Source organism: Bradyrhizobium sp., from assembly GCF_049798375.1.
Lineage (GTDB): Bacteria > Pseudomonadota > Alphaproteobacteria > Rhizobiales > Xanthobacteraceae > Bradyrhizobium.
In genome coordinates this window covers 1-2,791 of the sequence record NZ_JBARGP010000141.1, presented here as the reverse complement: position 1 = coordinate 2,791, position 2,791 = coordinate 1, and the positions used below count along the sequence as shown (strand labels likewise).

General features: G+C 66.4%; 3 protein-coding genes. All 3 read right to left on the bottom strand.

Annotated features, from left to right (window positions below; all coding sequences use genetic code 11):
• Nucleotides 1-130: 130 nt before the first annotated feature.
• Nucleotides 131-1,534: a UDP-N-acetylmuramate--L-alanine ligase gene (gene murC / locus WA702_RS06115; protein ID WP_425109638.1), complete on the bottom strand. Its 1,404-nt coding sequence runs from the start codon at nucleotides 1,532-1,534 to the stop codon at nucleotides 131-133.
• A gap of 73 nt (nucleotides 1,535-1,607) precedes the next feature.
• Nucleotides 1,608-1,997, bottom strand: a complete 390-nt coding sequence (locus WA702_RS06110) for a hypothetical protein (protein WP_425109637.1) — start codon at nucleotides 1,995-1,997, stop codon at nucleotides 1,608-1,610.
• A partial coding sequence (locus tag WA702_RS06105) for a UDP-N-acetylglucosamine--N-acetylmuramyl-(pentapeptide) pyrophosphoryl-undecaprenol N-acetylglucosamine transferase (RefSeq protein ID WP_425109636.1) occupies nucleotides 1,994-2,791 on the bottom strand: 798 nt, incomplete at its 5' end. The genes WA702_RS06105 and WA702_RS06110, both read right to left, overlap by 4 nt.

The window sequence follows — 2,791 nt, the reverse complement described above, 5'->3', positions numbered from 1 at the left end:
GAAGCGCTGCGCGCCAGTGACAGTCTTTGCTGGGCACCCCCCTCCCTGACCCTCCCCCACAAGGGGGGAGGGAACGGAGAGACCGCGCGTTGTTGGATGTCCAGGCTAACAGACTGAGTTAGCACCGCCCTCACCCCAGCGCCTTCAATTCGCCAGGCAGCGCGTAGGCCCATTGGGTGATGTTGCCGGCGCCCAGGCAGACGACCAGATCGCCCGGCTTCGCCAATCCCTTGATGATGCCGGCGAGGTCGGCGGGTTTCGGCAACGGCACCACCTCGCGATGGCCGTGGGTGCGCAATCCCAGCACGAAATGATCGCGGTCGATACCCTCGATCGGCGCCTCGCCGGCCGCATAGACTTCGGCGACAACCACCGCATCGGCGTCGTTGAAGCAGGTGCAGAACTCCTCGAACAGCGACTGCAGGCGGGTGTAGCGATGCGGCTGCACCACCGCGATGATCTTGCCGGTGGTGGATTCCCGCGCCGCCTTGAGCACGGCCGCGATCTCCACCGGATGGTGACCGTAATCGTCAATCACGGTGATACCGTTCCACTCTCCGGTGCGGGTGAAGCGGCGCTTGACGCCGCCGAAGCCCGCGATCGCCTTGCGGATCGCATCATCTGAAAGCCCGAGCTCGCGCGCCACTGCGATGGCCGCGGTGGCGTTCGAGGCGTTATGCCGGCCGGGCATCGGCAGCATGATGTCGGAGATCTCGTGGGTCGCCCCGCTCTTGCGGTCGCGGAACACGACCGAAAAGCGCGAGCCGCCGCCCATCGGCGTCAGGTCGACCAGCCGGGCATCGGCCTGCGGGTTGGTGCCGTAGGTGATGATGCGGCGGTCCTCGATCCGGCCGACGATGCTTTGCACCACGGGATGATCGGTGCACATCACGGCGAAGCCGTAGAACGGTACGTTCTCGACGAAGGCGCGGAAGGCGTCCTGCACCGCCTCGAAGGTCTTGAAGTGATCAAGATGCTCGGGATCGACATTGGTGACGATGGCGACATCGGTCGGCAGCTTCAGGAAGGTGCCATCGCTCTCGTCGGCCTCGACCACCATCCAGTCGCCGGCCCCGAGCCGCGCATTGGTGCCGTAGGCATTGATGATCCCGCCATTGATGACAGTCGGATCGAGCCCGCCGGCATCGAGCAGCGCGGCAACCATCGAGGTCGTGGTGGTCTTGCCATGGGTGCCGCCGATCGCGACGCAGCTCTTCAAGCGCATCAGCTCAGCCAGCATCTCGGCACGCCGCACCACCGGAATGCGCTGGGCGCGCGCCGCCATCAGTTCCGGATTGTCGCGCTTGATGGCCGTGGAGACCACAACGACGTCGGCACCGGCGATGTTCTCCGCGGTGTGCCCGATGCTGACGGTCACACCCTTCTCGCGCAGCCGCGCCACATTGGCGTTGTCTGCGGCATCCGAGCCCTGCACGGTATAGCCGAGATTGCACAGCACCTCAGCGATGCCGCTCATGCCGATGCCGCCGATCCCGACGAAGTGAATGGGTCCGATCTCGCGCGGCAATCTCATGAGGTGTCTCGTCCAAATGTGGCTTGGGGCCGACCGGCATGATTGCACCGCGCCAGCCCGAATCATCTGTCCTTCATGCAAGACATGGGAGACCGGGACAAGCCCGGTCGCGGTGCGAACGAGGTGAATTTCCCCTCCGAACGGCCCGATTTTTGCCGATTTTGCCCAAAGCTCGGCAGCCTGCGAAGCCCGCAGACGTAGCGGCTGCCTCGTCCTGCATCTCGATGACGCGCGGATAGTTGCGCAGCCGGTTGGTCTCAAGCGACTGGATCAGCCGGTTCTGGTGATAGGGCTCGAGGAAATCGGCCAGCCGCGCGCTCCAGGTCGCATCGATATCGAACAGAACGCCGAGGCCGAACACGGCAGGGATCTCGGCAAAGCTGTACTCCTTGCCCTTGCGCATGCCGTCGGCGAGAAAGTCCTCGATCGCCGTCAGCACGCCATTGTGCGGGCCCGAACTCACAGCGCGGCGGTCTTGATCACCAGATCAGCCAGACGCTCCGCGGCGTCGAGCCGGCCGGCGGCACGCGCTGCCGCCGCCATCGCAGCAAGGCGCGCCGGTTCGGCCGCAAGCGCGGAAATTTCCGAGGCGAGACGATCGGGCGTGAAGTCGGCTTGCGCGATGCGCAGTGCGGCGTTCGCTTGCGACAGCACGCCGGCATTGGCGAACTGGTCCTGGTCGATGGCGCCGGGCAACGGCACCAGGATCGACGGACGGCCGATCGCGGCAAGCTCGGCCACCGTGCCGGCGCCGGATCGGGAGATCACCAGATGATTGGCGGCAAGCCGCGCCGGAAGATCGGTAAAGAAGGGCGCGAGCTCAGCATGGATCTTGAGCTTGTCGTAGACCGCGCGCACCCGCGCCATGTCCTCTTGCCGCACCTGCTGGGTCAGCACCAACCGGCTCCACAGCGCCGGCTCCAGCCGCTCGATCGCAGCGGGCACGATGTCGCTCATCACCCGCGCGCCCTGGCTGCCGCCGGTCACGAGCAGGCGGAATGGGCCAGTGGTGTCGGGCGGCGCATAGGCGACATCAGCAGCGGCGAGGACTGCGGGACGCATTGGCGTGCCGACGGTGGTGGTCTTGGGCGCAAGCGCCGGATCGCGATCGAGCACGCCGGGCAGTGAGGTCGCGATCGCCTTCACATGGCGCGACAGCAGACGATTGGCGCGGCCGAGCACGGCATTGGCGTCGTGGATGATGCCGGGCACGCCGGCGAGCCGCGCCGCGAGCAGCGGCGGCACGGTCGGATAGCC

Coding starts and splice junctions, on each gene's coding strand:
- murC (WP_425109638.1), bottom strand. CDS start 1,534: ATGAGATTGCCGCGCGAGATCGGACCCATTCACTTCGTCGGGATCGGC.